Here is a 20170-nt window from a genome sequence, read left to right as displayed (position 1 = left end):
AGGGTACGGCGGAGGACCTGCATGTTTCCGCCGCGTGGAGGTTCTCAGACGATGGCCCGCGACAATCCCGGCAAGGCCGCCAGCAAGCCCGCCAAAGCCGCGAAGAAGTCCGCAGCAGCGGTCAAGAAGGCGGTCGGAAGCGCCGCTGAGAAAGTGGCGGAGCTGCTCACGCCCGACGTGCCGGGCTCGCCGGGCAGTGGCACGCCGTCAGTCGCCGAGCCGACCGAGCCCCGTGATCCGTTGCCGCCGAGGCCGGAGCAGGGGACGCCGCAGACCCGCACGCCGACGGGTGCGCCGACCGGTGCGCGCGCCGACGCCAACGGTCAGCAGGGGAAGTACCTGACGACGTCGCAGGGCGCGCGGTTGCGCGACACCGACCATTCGTTGAAGGCCGGTCCGCGCGGGCCGATCCTGCTGCAGGACCACCACCTCCGCGAGAAGATCACGCACTTCGACCACGAGCGCATCCCCGAGCGGGTTGTGCACGCCCGTGGTGCCGGTGCGCACGGTGTGTTCGAGGGGTACGGCACCGCCGACGGTGTGACGCGGGCGGGATTCCTGAAGAAGGGCAAGCAGACCGACGTCTTCGTCCGGTTCTCCACCGTGCTGGGGTCGCGTGGGTCGGCCGACACGGTCCGCGACACGCGTGGCTTCGCGACGAAGTTCTACACCGACGAAGGGACGTTCGACCTCGTCGGCAACAACATGCCGGTCTTCTTCATCCAGGACGGGATCAAGTTCCCCGACATCATCCACGCGGGCAAGCCGCACCCGGACCGGGAGATCCCGCAGGCACAGAGCGCCCACGACACGTTCTGGGACTTCGTGTCGCTGCACACCGAGGCGCAGCACCACACGATCTGGAACATGTCCGATCGGGGCATCCCGCGTTCGTTTCGGACGATGGAGGGCTTCGGCGTCCACACCTTCCGTCTGGTCAACGAGGCCGGGGACACGGTGCTGGCCAAGTTCCACTGGAAGCCGAAGCTGGGCGTGCACTCCCTGGACTGGGAGGAGGCGCAGCTGCTCAGCGGCATGGACCCGGACTTCCACCGCCGCGACCTGTACGACGCGATCGAGGCCGGCGCGTACCCGGTGTGGGAACTGGGCATCCAGGTGCTGCCCGACACCCCGGACGAGACGTTCGAAGGCATCGACCTGCTCGACCCGACGAAGATCGTGCCCGAGGAGCTGGCGCCGGTGCAGCCGATCGGGAAGATGACGCTGAACCGCACGCCGACGAACTTCTTCGCCGAGGTCGAACAGGTCGCGTTCCACCTCGGCAACCTGCCGCCCGGCATCGACGTCACGAACGACCCGCTGTTGCAGACGCGGCTGTTCTCCTACGTCGACACGCAGCTCACCCGCCTCGCCGGGCCGAACTTCTCGCAGATTCCGATCAACCGGCCGCACGCCGCCGTCAACGACATGCTCCGCGACGGGTTCCACCAGCAGGCGATCCACGCGGGCGTCGCACCGTACCGGCCGAACTCCCTCGACGGCGGCAACCCCTCGGTCGCCGGGGACGCCGACCAGGCGTTCCTCGACGTCCCGGTGACGGTGGCCGAGGCGAGCAAGGTGCGGGCCAGCCCCGTGTCCTTCGAGGACCACTACAGCCAGGTGCGCCTGTTCTGGCTGAGCATGTCGCCGGTGGAGCGGGAGCACATCATCCGGGCGTACACCTTCGAGCTCGGCAAGTGTTACGAGCAGGCGATCAAGGAGCGGCAGCTGCTGTCCCTGGCCAACATCGACCCTGTGCTGTGCGCGCAGGTCGCGGCAGGGCTGGGCCTGCCGGCGCCGGAGCCGACCGTGCCGCTGGCCGACGTCACGCCGAGTCCCGCCCTGTCACAGATCGGCGAGGTGTGGCCGGGAGACGGCCGGACGGTCGGCGTCGTCATCGACCCGGACGGCGACCTGGACGGGCTCGGTGCGTTGCGCGAGGCGGTGTTCGCCGCGGGCATGGTGCCGCTGCTGATCGCCCCGCACGGCGGGCTCGTCGGCGGCCTGCCGGTGCAGCGGACGTTTGCCACCGCCCGGTCGGTCGAGTTCGACGCAGTGCTGCTCGCCGGGGCGCCGGTGCCGGCCCCCGACGCGATCCCGGCTCGCGACGCGAAGGCCGGCACGAAGGGGTCTGCGGCGATCGACCCGCGGGTGCTGCTGATGGTCGAGGAAGCGTGGCGGCACGCCAAGGCGATCGGTGCATACGGCGCGAGCTCGGCCGTCCTGACCGCCGCCGGTGTCGACGGCACGCCCGGTGTGGTTGTGGCCGACAACGCGGCGGACGTCTTCACCCAGTTGCAGCAGCTCATGGGCGCGCATCGGGTCTGGGACCGGTTCCCGGCCTCCGTCGCCTGAGACGCGCACATCCGGCCGTCCCACGCCGCGAGGCGTGGGACGGCTGACGCTCAATGCTTGCGCTGCGGTCAGGACCGTGCCGAGGTGACGATCGACGGCTGGGGACACGCGCCTCGCCGTTGAAGGTCACCTCGGATGCGTTACCGCTCCTGGCGGATGCCGGTGGTGTCGGCAGGGTCCGAGCAGGTTGGCCACGACCGCTGGATCAGGCCGGTGAACTCGGTGCGGACGAGATCATCGTCGTGGCTGACGAGGTCGGTGAACGCCTCGTCGAACCTGCGGTCCCACTCCGGCGACAGTCCGGTGTGCATCACGGGTCACCACCTTGTCATGCTGCGGGTGCTGTCAGCTGTCGAGGAGCTTGTGCCCCTGCTCGGCGTGGCCACCGACGGTGATCTTGCGAGGCTTCGCCTTCTCGGCGATGGGGATCCGCAGGGCCAGGACGCCGTTCTGGTACGTCGCGTCGATGCGATCGGTGTCCAGGGCGTCGCCGAGGAACATCTGCCGGGAGAAGACGCCGAACGGTCGCTCGGTCAGGGCCGCCTGGGCCTGCTCGCCGAGATCGATGGGCCGTCGTTCCGCGCGGACGGTCAGCACGTTGCGCTCGATGTCGATGTCGATCGCGTCCTTGTCCACCCCGGGCAGGTCGAACACGATCACGAACTCGTCGCCGTTGCGGTAGGCATCCGCGGGCATGGCCGTCGGGCGGGACCACGTGCCGGTCGACGGGGCGCCGAACAGCTGCTGGGCAAGCCGGTTGACCTCGGTGAAGGGTTCGCTGCGCACCAACATTGGACTACCTCCTGGGTCTCGACTGGTCGGTCAATGCGCGATAGGTTTGTTGTAACACGTCATCGGAACGATGACAAGCGCGAAGTCAACGAAACGATGACGTCATGGAGAGCGGAGGTCCGTATGGCTGGACGGGACGCGCTGAGCACGGCCGTCGCGGCAATCACGGCGGTGGCCGAGCGGTGCGCCGACGACGGCACGGCGGTGGATGCCGACGCCGTCCTCGAGGCGCTGGTGCTGCTCCGGTCGGTCCAGGAGCAGCTCGCGGCCATCGAGCCCGACCTCATTGCTGCTGCCCGGCGGGCCGGGGTCAGCTGGCAGACCCTCGCCCCCGCGCTTGGCGTGGCCAGCCGACAGGCCGCCGAACGGCGCTACCTCAGGGCCGCGCCCACCGCCGGCAACGGAGCGGGGACCCGCGAGGACAGGGTCCGCGCTGAGCGGGACCATCGGGCCGGCGTGCGCGCCGTCGCGCAGTGGACCGCCGACAACACCGCGGACCTGCGCAGCCTTGCCGGGCAGGTCGCCGCACTGCGCAACGCGCCCGCCGGCGCCACCGCCGACCTCGACCGGCTGCACCGCGCCCTCGCCGACCCCGACGCGACCGCGCTACCGGCCCTGCTCGTCGCCGTCCGGCAGCACCTCGGCGGACACTCCGCGCTGGCGCAGCGGATCGACCAGGTCACCGCCAGCACCGACGAGGTGCTCCGCCACACCCAGCAACGCCGCGACAGGCAGTAGAACGCCGGCGCCGTCAGGCCCGCACGGCCAGCTCCCGCAGCACCGCCGGCAGGTCGCCGGCCCGCTCGAACGTCCGCCGCTGACGGGTCGCGCCGTTGCCCTCGACCCGCAGCCGGGTCAGCTCACCGGCGATGACGTCCCGGTCGCCGTGGTGTACCAGCGCCGCCTCGACGGTGGCGAGCAGCTCGTCGACCATCTCCCAGGCCGGTCGCGCCGCCCGCCGTCGCACGTCCATCAGGGTGCCGTCCAGGCCGCTGTGCGCCGCGCCCCAGTGCGCCGCCCGGAGCAGGTGGTTGGGTACCCGCGGCGCCGGCCGGCCCGCCGCGATGTCGGTGAGCGTGGTGGCGACCAGTCCCCGGACCAGACCGGCGATGAGGACGGTGTCCTCAACGGTGGGGCAGACATCGGCAACCCTGACCTCCACGGTCGGGTAGCGACTCGACGGCCGCGCCCACCACAGCACCATCGTCGCGTCGAGCATCGCGCCGGAGGCGACGAGCTCCGCCACGGTCCGCTCGTAGTGCTGGACCGACTCCAGGAACGGCGACGGCCCCAGACTCGGCCAGCGCTCCATCTGGATGCTGCGCCAACTGCCGTGGCAGGTGTCCGCGCCCGCGTGGAACGGGGAGTTGGCCGAGAGCGCCTGCACGACCGGCAGCCACGGGCGCAGATGGTTGCAGACCTGCACGGCTGTTTCCGGGTCGGGGACGCCGACGTGGACGTGGCAGCCGCACAGCGCGGGGTCGTGGGCGATGGGGCCGTAGTGCCGGGAGATGGCGTGGAAGCGCGGGGTGTCCTCGACGGTGCGGTCCGGCTCGCCGACCGGGGTGGCGCCCACCGGCACCAGCGCGGCGCCCACCGACGCGGCGGCGGCCGCGGCGGCGGACCGGTTGCCGGCGAGGTGCCTGCGTAGCTGGGGCAGGGACGTGCACACGGGCGTGACCATCTCCATCATGCTGCGCCGGAACTCGACCCGGCTCAGCGCGCGCGCCTCGTCGATGAGCGCTGCCCGGGCGTCGTCCGCCCGTGGCGTGTTCTGGCCGGTGCCGGCGTCCAGCAGCAGGAACTCCTCCTCGACCCCCACGGTGAGCCGCTGCTGGGCGATGGTGCCGGCGACGGCCGCCGGACCGGATGCGGTCAGTGACATCGATGCGCCTTTCAGGAGGGCCGGGTCGCGGTGAGCACGGCGAGCGCGATGCGTTCCGCGTGTGCGTAGGCGGGACTGTCCAGGTTCTCGCTGTAGACATCCGGATCGATTTCCCGGTACGTCCAGCGCAGGTCCGTGTCGGCCAGCCGGTGCGCGGCCGTCGCCAGCAGCGGGTCCTCGCCGTCGACGATGCCGGTGCCGCTGAACAGCACCAGCGAGCCGCCCGCCGCCAGCCGCAGCACGGCCGCGCCGAGGATCGACAGCGGAAGGTCGTGGCCGTGCGGGCCGCCGCCATCGCGATAGATCCGGCCCTCGGGGTCGATCATGAACGGCGGGTTGGACACGATCAGGTCGAAGGTGCCGTCAACGCCGTCCAGCAGGTCGCTGTGCCGGACCTCGACCCGCCGGGTGCCGGCGATCGCCGCGTTGATCCGGGCGAACCGCACGGCAGCCGGGTTGATGTCGACCGCGACGACCTCCGCCTGCGGGGCGTGCTTGGCGATCGTCACCGCCACCGCACCCGACCCGCAGCCCACCTCCACCACCCGGCGCGGCTGGCGCGGCAGTGCACGCAGGTGCGCGAGGGCGGCGTCGGCCGTGCGGTGCGTATCGGGCCCGAAGAACACCGATTCCGGCGCCGACGGCGGAAACGCCGAGTGGAAGAACAGCTCTCCGCCGTAGGTGGAGCACCGGACCAGGCTGCGCCACACGTCGCCGTCGCGTCCCAGCACGCCTGCGGCGTCCATGAGCGTCACGATGTCGTCAGGCAGCAGACCGGCATCGAACGGGCGGCTCCAGCCGAGCACGTCGCGCAGGCTGCCGGCGCGGTCGTTGCCGGGACGGTGGTTGATCCGCTCGTGTGTGGCGGGTGTGACGGTGGTGAACTCGTAGCCGGCGGACTTCAACGCGACGCCCAACTGCCGCAGGGCGGTGTCGCGCTGCGACAGCGTCTCGGTGGCGGCGGTCATGGCCTCGGGTTTCCCACACGCACATCGCCTAACCAGCCCGAATGAGGGAACTCCATCGCCATGCTCCTCGCCAGCCCCCGAGGTCCGAATTCCGCCGGACTGGTGGTGACAGCACCTACGGGTCGTGTGCGATGGTGTCGATGCGTAGCGCATGGCGCTGCAGCAATCGTCGGCTCAGGTTGTTATGAGCCGGGACAGTGTGTCCTGCAGAACGACCAGCACCGCGGTACGAGCGTCCTCGCCGCCGACGACGGTCCATCGGCCGGCATGCAGTTCGGTCAGCGAGCTGGACAGTGCTTGGCGGGCAAGCTCCAGTGCCCCCGCTGGAAGCAGGAGTGCCGAGTCGCCGGCGCGATACGCATCCTGAACAGCTGAGCCGATGGTCATCATGCAGCTCGCCGTACGGCCCAAGATCGCCCCCAGCGCCGGCTGCAGTTGGTTCGCGTTGATCAACGCGCAGTGGGTCGTCACGCCGAGCGCCGTGATGAGCCGACCGGCTTCATCGAAGTCCAGCACCGCGGGGTCGGCAATGGACTCCTGCGTGGACGGGCCGTCGGCCACTTCCGTGATGACGGTTTCCGCGATCGTCGTCGACAGCGCCGCGGTGGCGGCGGCGTCGAGGTTGTTCACGTCCATTGCCGCTGAGGGGCTGGCGGCGAGCTGCTGTTCGACGATCGCCTGAACAAGCCAGTCTGGAGCAAGGATCCCCCGGCCGTGTAGTTGCTGGCTGACGCGTTGAGTGATCTGTTGCAGCGGTGTCTGGTCGGAGGTGTCCTGCAGGTCCATGTAGCACCTCTTCAGTGAGGCTGACGGCGAGCCTGGTGCTGCGGGAGATCCTGGCAGCTGATGGTCCTTTCCTTCCACATCTTGCTGCCGCTGGTAGATTCGACGCAAAAATCGACGCAAGGTCAAAGTACCCGTACGTCGCGTTCGGCATCCGGATCCCCGAGCCGGTCCGGGCAGCCTGCGGGTCGGCCCTCGCGGCGACTTCATCGACCGCTGGAGCGCCATCGCCCTCATCGCCGACGGCCTGCCCGACAGCGGCTCGCTCTCCGAGCAGGGCTTTGAAGCAATGACGAGGGCACCGTCCAAGGACCACAGCGTCCGGCAGGCGCTGCAGCAGCGCCTGCCGGGTATCGGCCGTCCAAATGGAACGGCTATGGCCGCAGGAGCACCTTGACGGTGCCGTCCTTCTTTTCCTGGAAGTTCTGGTAGGCCTCCGGCGCCCCGTCCAGCGGCACTCGGTGAGTCGCGAAGGTGTCTACGCCGAGCGGGTCGGTGTCGCCGGTGAGCAGCGGCAGGATGTCGTCGACCCAACGCTTGACGTTCGCCTGGCCCATGCGCAGCTGGATCTGCTTGTCGAACATCTCCATCATCGGCATCGGGTCGGCGTTGCCGCCATAGACGCCGGACAGGGAGATCGTGCCGCCGCGGCGGACCGCGTCGATGGCGAGGTGCAGAGCGCCGAGCCGGTCCACGCCGGCCTTCTCGCTCAGCTTCGCCGCGGCCGCGTCTGGCAGCAGGCCCGCGATCGTCTGTGCGAGCTTGCCGGCAGGGGAGCCGTGTGCCTCCATGCCGACGGCGTCGATGACGGAGTCCGCGCCGCGGCCACCGGTCAGGTCTCGGATCGACTCGGCAACGTCGTTGTGCGCGGTGAGATCGAGGACCTCGACGCCGTTGGCGCGGGCCCGTTGCATGCGTTCGGACACGAGGTCGACGCCGATCACGCGGTATCCCAGGTGCTTGGCGACCCGGGTGGCCATGTCGCCGATCGGGCCGAGGCCGAGGACCGCAAGGGTCCCGCCGTCTGGGACCGCAGCGTACTGCACCGCCTGCCACGCCGTCGGTAGCACATCGGAGAGGTACACGAACCGGTCGTCCGGCGGGCCGTCCGGCACCTTGACGGGCCCGAACTGCGCCTGTGGCACCCGCAGGTACTCCGCCTGACCGCCCGGCACCTGCCCGTAGAGGCGGGTGTAGCCGAACAGCGCCGCGCCCTTGCCCTCAGCGCGCACCTGTGTCGTCTCGCACTGCGTCATCAGTCCCTGGTCGCACATGTAACAGTGCCCGCAGGAGATGTTGAACGGGATGACGACCCGGTCGCCGACCCGCAGGTGGGTGATCGCGGAGCCGACCGCTTCCACGACGCCCATCGGCTCGTGCCCGAGGATGTCGCCCTTCTCCATGAACGGGCCGAGCACCTCGTACAGGTGCAGGTCCGAACCGCAGATTCCGCTGGACGTCACACGGATGATGATGTCGTTGGACTCCTGAATGACCGGGTCCGGCACCGTGTCGACTCGGACGTCCCGCTTGCCGTGCCACACAACCGCTTTCACTGCACTCCTCCGACTTCGACGCAGTCAAGTCGCCGCTCCTCTGTCGGCTACCCGGCGGTGAGCGGCGGAAACGCCGCCGCTGGCCGCGTCGCGCTGTCGCCTGCACAGACCGGGGCGGCGTGCATGCCTCCCGAAACGTCGGTACGGTCCGGGCCCGGGGCAGCGGAGTGCTGCGTCTGGTCGGTCCGCTGATGCGACTGGCGGGCCTGTCCCGTGAAGCGATCGCGCCGCACGACGGCATCGTCTTCGCCGCTGACCCCACCGGTGATGCCCTGCACGGGCAGTGGACATCCGCCGCATCTACGTCGAGCCCGCCGCCGCGGAGCTGCCCCGCGGCCGGGAGGTGCCGGCCCGGTTCCCCGACGCGCACCTGGTCGAGGTCGAGAGCCACAATCGCATCCCCGAGCTCTACGGCGACGAGACCAACGTCAACCGCTGGGTGCGGATCAAGCGTGAGGCGCTCGTGCTGGGGGTCAAGAAGTCCCTGACCGCGCGGGTCTTACCCACAACCGGGCCCTGCACGAGGTGAACCTCGGCTGGCACCCGAAGGCCGAGGAGCTGATCTGGCGCCCCGACCTGCAACAGGTGAAACGCTCCGAGAACGGGTTTCGTCAACGTGCGGTACCGCACCGGCGCCAAGGGCGGCTACGTCGCCGCGCTGCGTGCGCTGATCGGCGAGCGCACCCCGTACTGCCGCATCCGGTACGCCTTCTGACATGCACGCCTTCGCCGGGCACGTGCTGCAGCGTTGGAAGGCCGGTCAGTCCTCGCTGGACAGGGGGCGCTCGCCGGTCGGTGCGCTGGGCGCCTGAAACCCGACCGCCTTGTGGGTGCCGTCGCAGAACGGTTTGATCGCGGAGCGGCCGCAGCGGCACAGCGCGACGGTGGCGCGGCCGGGGTCCACGACTGCGCCGTCCTGCGTGCGGAGCGTGAACGGGCCACGCAGCAGCAGCGGCCCGTCCTCGCAGACGGTGACGGAGGCGGAGCGATCATCCATGCCCATGGGGTGCCCGCTGACCGGTAGAGCAAACTGCGGCGTGGTGTCCAGCGGGCATGTTCGAGGCTAGCGCTGCCCCCACCACCGACGGTGGTGAACTCGGAGCCCAGCGGTTTCCCCGAGAGATGCTGTCTAACCAGCCCGAATAAGGGAACTCCATGACTATGCTGCTCCCCACCCCTCGAGGTCCGGTTTCCGCCAGGCTGGTGCGGACGCTGACCGGGGCCGCACGTGACCTGCCTGTCGGCCTCGGCCGTGATCTGGCCGCTGGCGGTGACCCGTTCACCGACGAAGACCTGCAGCTCACCCTGCACCTGTGCTACGAACTGCACTACCGAGGCTTCGACGACGTCGACGACCGGTGGGAGTGGGATCCCAGCCTTTTGGCGCTGCGCCGCACCGCGGAGGACCGCTTCGAGTCCGAGCTGCGGCGCCTGGTGCCGATGTCCTCCCCACTGTCGGCCCGTGCCGTGCCGGCAGCACTGACGGCACTCGTCGAGCAGGACGAAGGGCCGTCGCTGTCCAAGTTCCTCGCCCGCCGAGCGACGATCGAGCAGTTCCGCGAGTTCGTCACGCACCGGTCCGTCTACCACCAGCGCGAGGCCGACCCGCACACCTGGGCGATTCCCCGGCTGGCCGGCCCGGCGAAGGCCGCGCTTGTGGAGATCCAAGCCGACGAGTACGGCGGTGGCCGGCTGCCCCGCATGCACGCCGAGCTGTTCCGCGTCACGATGCGCGAGCTGGGCCTGGACGACACCTACGGCTCCTACCTCGACGCCGTACCCGCCGTCACCCTCGCCACCAACAACCTCATGTCACTGTTCGGCCTGCACCGCCGGCTGCGCGGGGCGATTCTCGGACATCTCGCCGTGTTCGAGATGACCTCGTCACTGCCGAACCGCCGCTACGGCAACGGCCTGCGCCGGCTCGGCGGCAACGCCGACGCGACCCGCTTCTACGACGAACACGTCGAGGCGGACGCGGTGCACGAGCAGATCGCGGCGCACGACCTGTGCGGGTCGTTCTGCGCGGAAGAACCGGACCAGGCCCCGACAGTGCTGTTCGGCGCGGCGTGCGCGCTCGCCCTCGACGCGCGGTTCAGCGAGCACGTTCTGGGCCGCTGGACCGCAGGGGAAAGCTCCCTGCGGGATCAGATGCCCTCCAGCGGCCGCTTGCTCGTCGGTGCGCTCGGCGCCTGAACAGCAACGGCCCGTTCTCGCAGCCCGTGCGCTCGGCGCCTCCGCACGCCCCACGGAGCCGTGCGGCGCGCAGCTCGATGCGGGTCTTTCACTCAGTCGGCGAGGAGGCCAGCGCGCAATCTGGCCAGCGCTGCGGCCAACAGCCGGGAAACGTGCATCTGTGACATTCCGAGCTGTGCGGCGATCTGTGATTGGGTGCAGCCACCGAAGAGTCGCATCGTGACAATCTTCTGCTCCCGGCCCGGCAGTTGCGCGAGAAACGGGCGCAGCGCTTCGCGCGCCTCGGCCAGCTCCACGTCGGCATCGGCTTGCCCGATCATGGACCCCAGCTCGGTGCCGGTCTGGTCGTCGCCCTTCGCCGGCGCATCCAAGGACAGCGCCCGGTAGGCCGATCCGGCTTCGAGCGCTTCGATGATCGCTTCCTCGGTGGCGTCGAGCGCACGTCCCAGCACTTGTCGCGGAAGTGCCACTTCAACATGCCGGTGATCATCGGTACGGCGTAGGAGGGGAACGCGGTGCCCCGAGACGCGTCGAAGCCGTCCACTGCCCGCATCAGGCCCACACAGGCGACCTGGATGAGATCCTCGATCGGCTCGCCGCGGTTGCGGAACCGCTGCGCCAGGTACTAGGCGATCGGCACATACAGCTCGATCAGCCGGCTGCGGACCCTGGGCCGGTCCGGGCTGTCAGCCGGCAGATCGGCCAGCACGGCCAGCAGCGACAAAGCGACCGCGTCGGTCTCCGCCCGCGAACCCGGCTTCGTCCGAGTCAGCCGGCTCACTTTGGCGGTGGGCAACGGTGACACCGAAGCAGGGAACGTGGGAACGATGAACATCGAACCTGACCTTCTGGTCTATGCCGGCGTGTCGGAGGCGGACAGCGTTGTCGGACTGGGCCGGCGCGACCGCGTCTTCGGCCCGGCGGCAGACGCTTCGCTCGTCCGGGTCGCGGTCGTGTCCGAGCGCGTTCCGGTTACGGCGGCGCTGCGGATGCAGCATCGGTGGGTGACATAGCTGACGTTTCTGCAGGCATCCGCCGGGGAGGTGTTCGGTACGACGTCAAGGAGGACGCTATGAGCACTGTGACCGAAACCGTCGACGTGCGCGTGCCGGTGCGCACCGCGTATGACCAGTGGACGCAGTTCGAGTCGTTTCCGCAGTTCATGTCCGGGGTCGATGCGATCCGCCAGCTCGATGACACGCACACGCACTGGGTGACGAAGGTCGGGGGTGTGCAGCGAGAGTTCGACGCGGAGATCACTGAGCAGCATCCGGACGAGCGGATCGCCTGGAAGAGTGTCGGTGGGGACACCCGCCATGCCGGCGTGGTCACATTCCACCGGCTCAGCGACACCGAGACCCGGGTCACCGTTCAACTGGACTGGGAACCGGAAGGGATCGTGGAGAAGGCCGGCGCCGCTGTCGGCGCCGACAGCCTGCAGGTGAAGGCCGACACCAAGCGGTTCAAGGAATTCATTGAGCAGCGCGGCAGCCAGAGCGGTGAGTGGCGCGGCGACGTGCCCCGGCCCGGTCAGTAACCCATCAGGCTCACTGAGGTAGTCATGCTGCCGGCCGGCCCTCTCGTCGGTCGGCAGCATGTGCGTTCCGACGCCATCCGCACCGCATCGGGAGAGAGCGTGCCGCCTTTCGCTGCGGCACCTGGACCACGGTCGGTGCTGCTCGCACGCGCCTGCCGGACGGCTAACCTGCCCCCGCTATCAATGCCATCCGAAGCGGCGCCCGGGGGAGCGGACGAACGTCCCGACGACCCGGGTCGACATCTGAACGGCGATCAGGATCACCACGGCCGACTTGAACGTCACGTTCACGGTCGGCCCACCTCCGCACATCTTGCAGGGCGAAGCGCCAATCAGCGTCACGTTTTCCCTCCGAACTACCTGTGGAGGGCTCATTGTTGCCAAGACCTCGCCGCACGGCCCTCGATCCTGGACAGGCCTGGACAGCCGGCCCGCCGCGAGTCCGGGTCCGGACCGATCAAGCCGGGCCTCGACACCCGATCTCCGATAGGGAATCAGCCGGTGCCGTGTCGCACCGGATAGTCGATGACGACCACACCGCCGGTGGCATAGTTGGCGACATCGGCGGTCACCTGCCGGCCCTGCGGAGACGCCCTCGCCGCGGTCATTGCCGCGGCGTCAGCGAACTCGGCTTCGAAGACCGCGAAGTACGGCGTCTGACCCCGCGTCGTTGCCACGTCGAAGCTGTAGCGCCACGCGAGCAGGCCGGGCAGGCGCGTGACCAGCGGGAGGTGGTTGGTCACGTAGTAGTCGCGGAAGTGGTCGGGATCGGCGGGTTCGGGATACAGGACAACCAGCTTGTGCATGACAACCTCCGTCTACGGGAAAGCCACCCCGCCGCTTCGGAAATCGAATCAACTCCCCGGACGCTACTGTATCGAAGATCGAAGCATCAAGAGGGGCGGCACAGGCGATGACGGTACCCAGGCCGGGCCGGCCCGTACGCGGATCGAGCACCGGACGACCCCTCATGGCCGCCCTCGACCTCCTCGGCCGCCGCTGGAACCTGCGCATCGTCTGGGAGCTGCAGCACGGGCCGATCGGGTTCCGCGCGCTGCGGCAGCGCTGCGACGACATGTCCTCCAGCGTCCTACGGCAACGGCTGACCGAACTCCTTGACGCCCGGCTCGTCGCCCAGCAGCCGGACGCGGCCTACGCGCTCACCGATCTGGGCCGGGGCGTGTTCCAGGCGTTGCGCCCGCTCGCCCGCTGGTCCGACGCGTGGGCCTCGGCCCTGAGCGAGGACGGCAGGGACTGATGACCGTCGCGATGAGCCAGTGGGGCGGATACGAACCCGGCCGCTTCCTGTCCCTGACACTCCGCGAGCGGGAGATCGTCATCCTGCGAACCTGTGCGCGCCGCGGCTGCGAATACGAGTGGGGCGCCCACGTGCTGGTCTTCGCCAACCGTGTCACGGCCGCCTGATGGCCGGCCCACCGATGGCCGTGGTGAACGCCTGCACCCGCGATGGGGAAGGCGGCAGCCCCACCGCGGTCGTGATCGACGACGCCACACTCACCGACGACGACCGTCACGCCATCGCCCGTAGGACCGGCACCTCCCACACCGCGTTCATCGACACCGGCACAGCCGACGCGCCGACGGTGCGCTTCTTCACCAGCGCCGGGGAGCTCACGAACTGCGGCCATGGCATCATCGCCGCGCAAGCCGTCCTGCTGCACCGCAGCGGCGCCACCGAGCACCACGGCAGCCTGCGCACCGCAGGCCGCACCTTCGCCACGACCGCCATCCGCCGCCACAACGGCATCGAAGTCTGGTTCGACCAGGGCGTCATCGCCCTGGCGGACCACGCCGACGCCACTGCCGGCGGAATCATCGCGGCCCTCGACCTGCAACGAGCGGACATCGCCGCCGACGTGCGGGTCGCCTCGCCCGGCACGCCACGACTGCTCGTCCCCGTCCGGGATCACCTGACGCTGCTGTCCATGCAGCCCGACTTCGATCGGCTGGCAACCGAGTGTCGCCGGTTCGGGTATCTCGGCTGCTTCGCCTACGTGCTGGCGCCGACCGCAAGAACGGCCGCGGCCCGCATGTTCGCCCCCGCGATCGGCGTCAACGAGGACATCGCGAACGCCAACAGTGTCGGCTGCCTTGCCGCCCACCTGCTCGACACGTCCGGCAGTGGCGAAATCGAGGTTCAGCAGGGCGACACGCTCCGGAGGCCGTCGTCGATTCTCGCCAGCGCGACACGTACTGGATCCGGCATCGTCGCCAGCATCGGCGCAGTGGTCGACGTCGGCCCGCCCATCGATCTCCGTGCACCGGCGCCGTCGGGCCACCTTCCCTGGCGATGAGCGGATGCCACGATCGTGACCGGCGGACGCGGCAGGGCCCGGTCGGCACGGCTCTTGCCGGCACGGCTCTTGTCGGCAGGGCTCTTGTCGGCAGGGCCAACGACGCGACCTGCATCTGGGACTCCGGCGGCGGCGGTTACCCGGCGAGCAGTTCGACTGGGATGTTGCCGCGGGTGGCGTGGGAGTACGGGCATACCTGGTGAGTGGCCTCGATGAGCTCGCGACCGGCTTCCCGCGGCAGGCTCTCCGGCAGCTTCGTCCGCAGGACGACTTCGAGACGGAAGCCGCCCTGCCCGTTCGGGACGAGGCCGACCTCAGCGGTGACCGACATGCCGGAGACGTCGATCTTCTTCTTCTGCGCCACCAGCTGCATCGAGGTGGCGAAGCAGGCGGCGTAGCCGGCCGCGAACAACTGTTCGGGGTTGGTGCCGTCGCCGGTGCCGCCCAACTCCTTCTGGAGGGCGAGCGTGACGTCCAACTTGCCGTCCGAGCTGAAGGCGCGGCCGTCGCGGCCGGTGGCGGTCGCGACGGCGGTGTAGTGGCTCATGTCTTGCCCCTCTGGTAGACAGACCGAAACGTTGACCGCATTCACCGTATGGAGATCAAAGACCGCTCTCCATGGTTCTAGGTCTTCGATACATGTCTGATCGTCTCGATCGGTGCCGTTGGGCGATACGATCTGGCGATGGACGTACTCAGTGACGCCATCCGCGTCATGCGCACGGGGCGGCCACATTCCGCCGAGATCCGCAAACGTGTCCCGTGGGGAGTGCGGGCCGAGCCGTTCTCGGGGGCCGGCTTTCACGTGGTGCTGGAAGGGACGTGCTGGCTGATCCCGTCGGAGGGTGCGCCGATCGCGCTGGGCCCGGGCGATGTGGTGTGCCTGCCGCACGGTTGTGGGCACGCGCTGGCCGACAGCCTGTCCAGGCCGCTGGCGGGCGCGCCCTCGGCCGCCCTGCCGGAGGTGGCGCCGAGCGCCGACGACGGCGAAGGCGCCGCCACGATCCTGTTGTGCGGCGCCTACACGCTCGACCAGACTCGGCCGCATCCACTGTTCCAGGAACTGCCCGAGGTGATTCACCTCCCGGCTCGCCTCGGCAACCGCTCGCCGCTGCACGCTGCCGTCAACCTGCTCGGCGACGAGATCGCCCACCCCGGCCACGGCACCGAAGCCGTCGTTTCGGCGCTGCTGGACATGATGCTGCTCTACATCCTGCGGGCCTGGCTCGCCGACCGGACCGAGGGCGGCCCGGCCACCGGTTGGGCCGCGACGCTGGCCGATCCCGCGATCACCGCGGCGCTGCGCCTGATCCACCAGGAACCCGCCCGGCAGTGGACAGTCGAAGCGCTGGGCGCGCAGGCCGGGCTGTCGCGGGCAGCCTTCTCCCGCCGGTTCACCTCACTGGTCGGCAAACCACCGCTCGGCTACCTGACCTGGTGGCGGATGACCTTGGCCGCGCAAGTGCTGCGCGACACTGACAAAGCGGTGCAGACCATAGCGCAGAGCGCCGGATACGCCTCCGAATTCGCCTTCGCCAAGGCGTTCAAACGTGAGCAAGGCTTGGCCCCTGGCCAGTACCGCCAGCACTCGCGAAGGTAATTCCCGTCCGCCGGCCTCTCCGAGGCGGGGCGGGTGTGGAGGTGCGGAGTGCCGGGTCGCCTGACCGGGATCTCCGCACCTCAGGGACGTCAATCCGGGAGGACGAACCGGCGGCGCCGGCGCCGGCCCGCGAAGAATGCGACAGCGCCGACGACAATCACGGTGGCGCCGGCGATAAGCGTCAGACCGGTTTGGCTGCCGGTGACCGGGAGCCCAGGGACTGAGCTGCTGGACGGCGCAGGGGCGGCGGTGTGGGTGGGCTCGGCCTGGTGGCCGCCGGGCACCAGGGGAAGGAAGAGGCGCGCCGTCTGGTCGCCGAGTACCTGCGCGTTTGGGGAGTTCTCGCCTTCGATCTTCCAGCCGGCGACGCTCAACAGGTACACGCCGGCCGGGAGCGTCATGGTGAACGTGCCGTCTGTGCCCGTCTTGGCTGTGCCGGCGGTCTTGCCCGCGGTGTCGGTGACGGTGACGGTGACGCCGGCGAGGCCGGGCTGGCTGTTGTCGAAGTCGCCCTTGACGTCCACGAAGACCTTGCCGCTGAGCACGCCCGAGGCGCCGGGCACGTCGATGTGGAACTTGCCCGTGTTGTCGTCGGGGTTGGCCTCGCCCGCGTCGTTGGTGACCGACCAACCGCCGTTTGCGAAGCCTTGCTTGGCCGCGGCTTGGTCGACCGTGCCGGCCCAGACGATAGAGCGGCTCGAGCCTGGCGCGAGGTCGAACTGATCGCTCGGTGGATCGGTCTTGCGGTCGACGCCTTTCTCGCTACCGCCTTGAATACGCGCGTTCTTGGCGGTGGCCGCACCCACGTTCACGATGGTGAACGTGGTAGTGATGGCGTCACCGACGGCGTAGGTCGCCTTGACCGGAGCGACAATGATGGTGACCCGCAGGTCGGGGAGGGCTGCCGCCACGGCGGGGCTCGGACCGACGAGGCCGACTGACGCGATGCCACCGGCGACGACCGCGGCAGCGGACAGCAGAAGCCGCCTGAAGGGATGAGCGCTGTTCACTGGGCTCCTTGATGCGATCCGGTTGGCTGCGGCAGCATACGTGCCTGTCGGCCAACCCGCTGTCCCGAAACGATGGGTCAGCGCACACGATGCGCAGCGCTTCTCTGCCTGATGGTGCGGCGGGCGGGGCGCACAGACTCGGGCGTCAGGGCTCACGGTTCCACGACCGGTGATGTCGCTGCCGGAGGTCGTGAGCCAGTGTTCCTGGGCAGCTGGTCAGTGGTGGGGATCCTGTCGTAGTGCGGTGAAGGCTGTGGGCGCTGGCCCGGTTTCGCGGTGTGTGAGCACGGCCTTGGCGAGTTCGGCGGCTGGGGCGGTGCTGGTGTCGACCTCAAGGTCGTAGTGCCCGTGGGAGTGGGCGGCGCGGAGATGTCCGCGGGCCAGGCCGGGGCGGCTGCGGCGGCCCCGTTCGCGCTCGCGGTTCTCGAGTACTGCTAACGGGCAGTGCACGCCGACGAAGAGCACGTCCAATCCGGCCAGCGTGTCCAACCAGTCGGTGAGGAGCTCAGGTGCCAGGAGCATTTCGTCGATGATGAGGTTGTTGCCGGCCACGGTGAGCGCCGCGATGGATGCGTGCATGGCCCGTAACATTCGCCGTCCGGTGCCGCCGTAGCGGATGACGGTCAGCGGCGACCCGTCGTGGTCGATCTCGGATTCGTCGTAGTAGAACCCGTCGCGGCTGAGTGGGCCTGCCCGGCCGCCGCCCCACTTTTCGGGCACCATCGCGAAGAAGGAATCGATGCCCGCGAGCAGGTACGGCTGTTGGCTTTCTTCCTGGATTGCTTGCGCGAGGGTGGTTTTGCCGGCGCTGGAGGTGCCGTTGAGGAAGATGATCTGTCCGTGCTGGTTGTCCTGCGGCTCGGTCATGAACGTGATCCTTTCGGCTGACCGGATCTCTCACGTGGCAACTGCGGGTCACGCGCTTGCACGGCGGCGTGAGTGCTCGTTCGTCACGGAGTCCTGGGCGGTGTCCTGCGGAAGAAGTCGGCCAAAGTTCGGCCGGACTCTGCGGACTCTCCCTCCTTCGCTTGCATGAGGGAGAGTTGCGTGGCCTGGGACGGACCGGACTGTGGAAACATGGCGGCGAGTCGCGGCAGCCGCTGATGGGACTCTGCCGGATCGTGGTGATCCCAGCGTTCTTCCTCGACGGGCCGCAGCAGTGGCTCGGCGGTGGTCGGCCGGGACGTCTGCGCGTGGTAGATACTCGCGCTGTCACCGTGCCGGCGTTCGTACTCATGGACGGCAACGAACTCCAATTCCTCCCAGTAAGGCCATTCCTGTTCCGCCCACGTGCGCGGGTGCCGGCCGGCCAGGCGCTGCACCTCTGGTTGGTCAGCGAGCCGGTCAGGGTCGTCGGCAACACGGTCGACCACGGCGGGACCAAGGCCGACCAGCCACGCGCGGAACCCGCTGAAGCCGTCATCGCCGCACCCATCCTGGATCAGGCTGGCCGCGTGCCACATCAACCAGCCGCTCACCCTATCTGTCTGGGCGTCGAGATGGTCCTGGAAGTCGATCAGTTCTTCGTCCGCGAGCCCGGTCAGCGCCGCTGCGAGCCAGTCGCCTCGCTCGATCGGATCGGTGTTCTCCTGCGTTGAGCGCTCAATGAGCGCCCAGAATCCGGCAAGATCCATGTGCCGCATTATGTCGTACGAGCCGCACGCTCATCGGCCGCGAGCGGAACGCCCGGCCACCAGGATCGCTGCTCGCGGCATCGTCCATCGACGTCAGCGTCGCTGATCGTGCCCCGCCGTCCAGCGGTTCAGGATCGGGTCGGTGAGGGTCCGGGCTCCCCAACACATGGTTTGGCCGTGTCTCGCGAACAGCTGATCCCGGGAGCCGAAATGGCCGAGGTCGGCAAGGACCGCCGCGGACAGGTCACATGCCGAGCAGGTGCCGGGTGTGCTGGTGACGCCGTCCCAGTCCACGGCGGTGCGTGTCACCGCATCAAAGAGCGTCTCCCCGCCGCGGTTGGTGAAGCCGCCACCGCTGGCACTGAGTTGCTCGACAGAGCCGAACAGTTCGGTCGTGGACACCCACTGCTGGTCGAGATGGAACTCGGGCCAGGCAAGGAGCACTTCTGTGGGGACGAGATGGCGCAGCCGGGGGAAGCGCGGGTACCAGAAACGCCCGTCCACCAGCAGTGCCCGGCAGCGCGTAGCGACCCCCGTCGCCCGGGCGACTGCTTCCAGCGCCGCGAGCCGCTGGCTACAGGACCCACGGCGACGGATCAGTTAGGTCCTAGGGAACCTGGATCCCGCAGAGCGTCACGCGAGCGGGTTGGTGCCATTCAGCCGACGCAGTCGCCGCTCACGACGCACCAGGAAGACCCGGCCCGCGACGGTGACGGCGAGGCCGGTGAGCAGCAGGGTCGGCACCGCGCCGTGCATCTCATCGCCGGTCTGCAGGTACACACCGGCGGGTATGAGAACCACAGCGAACCCGACCGACAGCACCGCGAGGGGCAATTCGAATCCGCGAAGTCTCGGCGGCGTCCAGATACGCGTGACCGCGAGGACAGACAGCACCAACATCCCGGCACCCAGCAACGTCATGAGCCAGCCGGACCAGCCGAGCACCGCGGCCGCCGCGAAGACTGCACCGATTCCCGCCGTCAGCGCCGTGTATTGGCGCTCACGGCCGCGCCATCTCTCCGGAACCCAGAATCGCGTGATCGCGAGCATCGAGAGCACGAACATGAAGATCGCGAACGTCCAGGCAAAGGACACGGACATCAGTCTATCGCTCTGTGACCAGCATCCCCTACCGGAATGAGTGACGAACACTTGACCTTGTCGCTGCGCACTTCACCGTCGCGGTCGACGGCGACCATGTCGTGGCGGACAGGTGCTGCCCGGTCAGGTGGCGGGCAGCGGGACCCGGATTGGGCGGCCAGCTATCGTGCCGGATCATGACGGCGGCGAACGGCGAACGGCTTGGCGTGATCGAACGGCGCCTGCGGGCCGCCGCCGCGTCGGTGGTCCGGACGCTGCGCTGCGGTCTGCCGGCGGAGTTGGTCTGGCCGGAGTACGAAACGGCTGTGGCCGAGCTTGACCACCAGCGTGTGCGCGTCGAGCGCCAGTGGCCGCTGCTGGCGGGGAGCGCCTGGCGCTGATCAAGGTGTGAGCAGCACAGGGCAGGTCGAAGCCAGCGCGGCTGGGCGATGTACGCGC

The 20170-nt window shown here is 69.3% G+C and carries 27 protein-coding genes and 1 pseudogene; 11 read left to right on the top strand and 17 right to left on the bottom strand.

Annotated features, from left to right (window positions below):
* Positions 1–51 precede the first annotated feature (51 nt).
* Positions 52–2355, top strand: a complete 2304-nt coding sequence (locus tag Dsi01nite_RS48245) for a catalase (RefSeq protein WP_203853227.1) — start codon at positions 52–54, stop codon at positions 2353–2355.
* Positions 2356–2495: 140 nt separating this feature from the next.
* Here Dsi01nite_RS48245 and Dsi01nite_RS48240 read toward each other — a convergent pair whose 3' ends face one another.
* Positions 2496–2669 (bottom strand): hypothetical protein, encoded by a 174-nt coding sequence (locus Dsi01nite_RS48240; RefSeq protein ID WP_203853226.1) that lies wholly within the window; start codon positions 2667–2669, stop codon positions 2496–2498.
* A gap of 31 nt (positions 2670–2700) precedes the next feature.
* Positions 2701–3147, bottom strand: a complete 447-nt coding sequence (locus tag Dsi01nite_RS48235) for an Hsp20/alpha crystallin family protein (RefSeq protein ID WP_203853225.1) — start codon at positions 3145–3147, stop codon at positions 2701–2703.
* A gap of 123 nt (positions 3148–3270) precedes the next feature.
* On the opposite strand from Dsi01nite_RS48235, the gene Dsi01nite_RS48230 reads away from it, so the two are divergent.
* Entirely contained in the window at positions 3271–3885 is a 615-nt protein-coding gene (locus Dsi01nite_RS48230) for a type III effector protein (RefSeq protein ID WP_203853224.1), read from the top strand.
* Between the two features lie 13 nt (positions 3886–3898).
* On the opposite strand, the gene Dsi01nite_RS48225 is transcribed toward Dsi01nite_RS48230, so the two are convergent.
* The 4 genes from Dsi01nite_RS48225 to Dsi01nite_RS48210 all read right to left on the bottom strand — a co-directional run bounded on the left by Dsi01nite_RS48225 (position 3899) and on the right by Dsi01nite_RS48210 (position 8339).
* On the bottom strand, positions 3899–5032 hold the full coding sequence (locus tag Dsi01nite_RS48225) for a carboxylate-amine ligase (protein WP_203853223.1): 1134 nt from the start codon (positions 5030–5032) through the stop codon (positions 3899–3901).
* Between the two features lie 11 nt (positions 5033–5043).
* A complete protein-coding gene (locus Dsi01nite_RS48220) occupies positions 5044–6000 on the bottom strand; it encodes a methyltransferase (protein ID WP_203853222.1) in 957 nt (318 codons plus the stop codon).
* A 174-nt stretch (positions 6001–6174) separates the two neighbouring features.
* Complete coding sequence (locus Dsi01nite_RS48215; protein ID WP_203853221.1) at positions 6175–6786, bottom strand: hypothetical protein; 612 nt, start codon at positions 6784–6786, stop codon at positions 6175–6177.
* A gap of 371 nt (positions 6787–7157) precedes the next feature.
* Entirely contained in the window at positions 7158–8339 is a 1182-nt protein-coding gene (locus Dsi01nite_RS48210; RefSeq protein WP_203853220.1) for a zinc-dependent alcohol dehydrogenase, read from the bottom strand.
* A 283-nt stretch (positions 8340–8622) separates the two neighbouring features.
* On the opposite strand from Dsi01nite_RS48210, the gene Dsi01nite_RS57950 reads away from it, so the two are divergent.
* Positions 8623–8868, top strand: coding sequence for a spore photoproduct lyase family protein (locus Dsi01nite_RS57950; RefSeq protein ID WP_239136855.1), 246 nt, complete (start codon positions 8623–8625; stop codon positions 8866–8868).
* Positions 8869–9099: 231 nt separating this feature from the next.
* Here the strand turns inward: Dsi01nite_RS57950 and Dsi01nite_RS48200 are convergent, their stop codons facing one another.
* A complete protein-coding gene (locus Dsi01nite_RS48200) occupies positions 9100–9336 on the bottom strand; it encodes a CDGSH iron-sulfur domain-containing protein (protein ID WP_239136853.1) in 237 nt (78 codons plus the stop codon).
* A gap of 158 nt (positions 9337–9494) precedes the next feature.
* Here Dsi01nite_RS48200 and Dsi01nite_RS48195 point away from each other — a divergent pair, with 158 nt between their 5' ends.
* Entirely contained in the window at positions 9495–10535 is a 1041-nt protein-coding gene (locus Dsi01nite_RS48195; RefSeq protein ID WP_308442143.1) for an iron-containing redox enzyme family protein, read from the top strand.
* A gap of 92 nt (positions 10536–10627) precedes the next feature.
* Here the strand turns inward: Dsi01nite_RS48195 and Dsi01nite_RS48190 are convergent, their stop codons facing one another.
* The 3 genes and pseudogenes from Dsi01nite_RS48190 to Dsi01nite_RS48185 form a co-directional block, all read right to left on the bottom strand.
* Positions 10628–11005, bottom strand: coding sequence for a sigma-70 family RNA polymerase sigma factor (locus Dsi01nite_RS48190; RefSeq protein WP_203853218.1), 378 nt, complete (start codon positions 11003–11005; stop codon positions 10628–10630).
* Positions 11006–11046: 41 nt separating this feature from the next.
* Positions 11047–11097 (bottom strand): annotated as a pseudogene (locus Dsi01nite_RS57945) (hypothetical protein); the annotation flags it as partial.
* Positions 11098–11160: 63 nt separating this feature from the next.
* Positions 11161–11370 carry a hypothetical protein gene (locus tag Dsi01nite_RS48185; RefSeq protein ID WP_203853217.1) on the bottom strand — a complete coding sequence of 70 codons (210 nt, stop codon included), beginning with the start codon at positions 11368–11370 and terminating at the stop codon, positions 11161–11163.
* Here Dsi01nite_RS48185 and Dsi01nite_RS48180 point away from each other — a divergent pair.
* A complete protein-coding gene (locus Dsi01nite_RS48180) occupies positions 11363–11548 on the top strand; it encodes a hypothetical protein (RefSeq protein WP_203853216.1) in 186 nt (61 codons plus the stop codon). The genes Dsi01nite_RS48185 and Dsi01nite_RS48180 overlap by 8 nt on opposite strands.
* Positions 11549–11607: 59 nt before the next feature.
* Positions 11608–12072 (top strand): SRPBCC family protein, encoded by a 465-nt coding sequence (locus tag Dsi01nite_RS48175; RefSeq protein ID WP_203853253.1) that lies wholly within the window; start codon positions 11608–11610, stop codon positions 12070–12072.
* Between the two features lie 494 nt (positions 12073–12566).
* Here the strand turns inward: Dsi01nite_RS48175 and Dsi01nite_RS48170 are convergent, their stop codons facing one another.
* Positions 12567–12878: an EthD family reductase gene (locus tag Dsi01nite_RS48170; RefSeq protein ID WP_203853215.1), complete on the bottom strand. Its 312-nt coding sequence runs from the start codon at positions 12876–12878 to the stop codon at positions 12567–12569.
* Positions 12879–13042: 164 nt separating this feature from the next.
* Between Dsi01nite_RS48170 and Dsi01nite_RS48165 the strand changes: the two genes are divergently transcribed.
* Genes Dsi01nite_RS48165 through Dsi01nite_RS48155 form a run of 3 tightly spaced genes read left to right on the top strand, consistent with a single transcriptional unit; the run spans position 13043 to position 14387 of the window.
* Complete coding sequence (locus Dsi01nite_RS48165; RefSeq protein ID WP_239136851.1) at positions 13043–13330, top strand: winged helix-turn-helix transcriptional regulator; 288 nt, start codon at positions 13043–13045, stop codon at positions 13328–13330.
* Positions 13330–13497, top strand: a complete 168-nt coding sequence (locus Dsi01nite_RS48160; protein WP_203853213.1) for a carboxymuconolactone decarboxylase family protein — start codon at positions 13330–13332, stop codon at positions 13495–13497. Before Dsi01nite_RS48165 ends, Dsi01nite_RS48160 begins: the two co-directional genes overlap by 1 nt.
* On the top strand, positions 13497–14387 hold the full coding sequence (locus Dsi01nite_RS48155; protein ID WP_203853212.1) for a PhzF family phenazine biosynthesis protein: 891 nt from the start codon (positions 13497–13499) through the stop codon (positions 14385–14387). The genes Dsi01nite_RS48160 and Dsi01nite_RS48155 overlap by 1 nt, the downstream gene beginning before the upstream one ends.
* Positions 14388–14523: 136 nt before the next feature.
* Here the strand turns inward: Dsi01nite_RS48155 and Dsi01nite_RS48150 are convergent, their stop codons facing one another.
* Positions 14524–14934 carry an organic hydroperoxide resistance protein gene (locus tag Dsi01nite_RS48150; RefSeq protein WP_203853211.1) on the bottom strand — a complete coding sequence of 137 codons (411 nt, stop codon included), beginning with the start codon at positions 14932–14934 and terminating at the stop codon, positions 14524–14526.
* Between the two features lie 138 nt (positions 14935–15072).
* Here Dsi01nite_RS48150 and Dsi01nite_RS48145 point away from each other — a divergent pair, with 138 nt between their 5' ends.
* Complete coding sequence (locus tag Dsi01nite_RS48145; RefSeq protein ID WP_203853210.1) at positions 15073–15987, top strand: AraC family transcriptional regulator; 915 nt, start codon at positions 15073–15075, stop codon at positions 15985–15987.
* An 89-nt stretch (positions 15988–16076) separates the two neighbouring features.
* On the opposite strand, the gene Dsi01nite_RS48140 is transcribed toward Dsi01nite_RS48145, so the two are convergent.
* The 5 genes from Dsi01nite_RS48140 to Dsi01nite_RS48120 all read right to left on the bottom strand — a co-directional run bounded on the left by Dsi01nite_RS48140 (position 16077) and on the right by Dsi01nite_RS48120 (position 19726).
* Entirely contained in the window at positions 16077–16997 is a 921-nt protein-coding gene (locus tag Dsi01nite_RS48140) for a carboxypeptidase-like regulatory domain-containing protein (RefSeq protein ID WP_203853209.1), read from the bottom strand.
* Positions 16998–17213: 216 nt separating this feature from the next.
* Entirely contained in the window at positions 17214–17864 is a 651-nt protein-coding gene (locus Dsi01nite_RS48135; RefSeq protein WP_203853208.1) for a chloramphenicol phosphotransferase CPT family protein, read from the bottom strand.
* Between the two features lie 83 nt (positions 17865–17947).
* On the bottom strand, positions 17948–18631 hold the full coding sequence (locus Dsi01nite_RS48130; protein WP_203853207.1) for a DUF4240 domain-containing protein: 684 nt from the start codon (positions 18629–18631) through the stop codon (positions 17948–17950).
* 93 nt (positions 18632–18724) lie between these two features.
* A complete protein-coding gene (locus Dsi01nite_RS48125) occupies positions 18725–19135 on the bottom strand; it encodes a hypothetical protein (RefSeq protein WP_203853206.1) in 411 nt (136 codons plus the stop codon).
* A gap of 129 nt (positions 19136–19264) precedes the next feature.
* Positions 19265–19726 carry a hypothetical protein gene (locus Dsi01nite_RS48120; RefSeq protein WP_203853205.1) on the bottom strand — a complete coding sequence of 154 codons (462 nt, stop codon included), beginning with the start codon at positions 19724–19726 and terminating at the stop codon, positions 19265–19267.
* 182 nt (positions 19727–19908) lie between these two features.
* Between Dsi01nite_RS48120 and Dsi01nite_RS48115 the strand changes: the two genes are divergently transcribed.
* A complete protein-coding gene (locus tag Dsi01nite_RS48115) occupies positions 19909–20112 on the top strand; it encodes a hypothetical protein (RefSeq protein ID WP_203853204.1) in 204 nt (67 codons plus the stop codon).
* Positions 20113–20170 lie beyond the last annotated feature (58 nt).

Source organism: Dactylosporangium siamense, assembly GCF_016862795.1.
GTDB classification, from domain to species: domain Bacteria; phylum Actinomycetota; class Actinomycetes; order Mycobacteriales; family Micromonosporaceae; genus Dactylosporangium; species Dactylosporangium siamense.
The sequence above is the reverse complement of the archived record's forward strand: the minus strand, read 5'-3'. Positions and strand labels throughout refer to the sequence as shown.